The organism is Endozoicomonas sp. SESOKO3 (genome assembly GCF_024606255.1).
Window position 1 is genome coordinate 1 of record NZ_JAHHPR010000490.1, and the last position, 1119, is coordinate 1119.

Sequence of the window (1119 nt, forward strand, 5' to 3'; positions counted from 1 at the left end):
CAATGGATCAGAAAAAAAATATTGATGACTTTAATGCAGAATTGGAAAGATTGTATGCGGCATCCCCCAATATTTTGGAGGAGAAGGGCTCTCTGGAGAGTGGTAAATACCGTTGGAAAGCGATTCTGAGGCTACTTAAGCATCATTTTCCCGGGAAGCTGGAAGGAGGTGAAATGTCACACGTTTTACTTGAATATCCGAGGCTTGCGAGCCTGCCAGAAGATTTAATCAGAGTATTTGCCAGATATGCGATTCCGGAGCTTGTATTACCTGAAGGGGTGCCCAAACAGTCGTTAGTAGACAGCATTGTCAATGCTGCCAGACCGCCGTTAACTCTAAGGTATATGCAAGCTCGACTGGGCTACCCTCAGTGTCTTCAGCAGCTGGTTGGGTTATTTATAACCCAGCTGTCGTTAATGGCAGCAAGTCAATCTAAACAATTTATTTTTCAGGACCATGCGGGCCACGTCAGCATTGTTTCTATCCGGAAAAATACTGAAGGACTTTATCGTGTTTTTGTCGTTGATAGTTTAAGTGTTTTTAAGCGTTACTACGAAGATCAAGTTTATTCGCTCCTGGCACATTTTGTCACTTTAGCTTTAACACTGGCGTTAAGACATCATGGCTTCACTGATTCCCGGTTTTACTTCCTGCCTGAACGTCAGGGCAGTGGCTTTGGCTGTGAGTCATTCATGTTGCACGATCTGGAAACATTGTTGGAATTCCCCATGTTGGCTGGTAACGGATACTATGCGGACAAAGACCCCCTTACCAATGACAATATGGTGCAGTTTTTTTTGCACATAACCTACGGCTTGGATGATGAGCAACTTGGTCGATTGCGAGTCAATGGTGAGATTAAGTCTTTTGTGGGCACGTCAGATAAACCTGCACTTTATACAAATGACCTGAACACCCTTATTGTTACGGCAATCCAAACTTGGAATGTATTGGGGGTGGAACCTGGTTTGTTTAAATTTTATCAATTGCGTCGGTTTCCCCCGAGGTTTGCACATCTGACTCAGGGGCAACAGCGTCTAAATCGGTTGCTTGAAAAATTTCCCGAAGAACGACAAAAAGAGGTAGACAAGGTGGTCGATGAAACTCGGGGCTTGTTAT

At 44.1% G+C, this 1119-nt stretch carries 1 protein-coding gene; it reads left to right on the forward strand.

Annotated elements, in window-relative coordinates; all coding sequences use genetic code 11:
* Positions 1-416 precede the first annotated feature (416 nt).
* Positions 417-1119, forward strand: a 703-nt coding sequence (locus tag KDK18_RS08495) for a hypothetical protein (RefSeq protein WP_257254476.1), incomplete at its 3' end; no start/stop codon positions are given.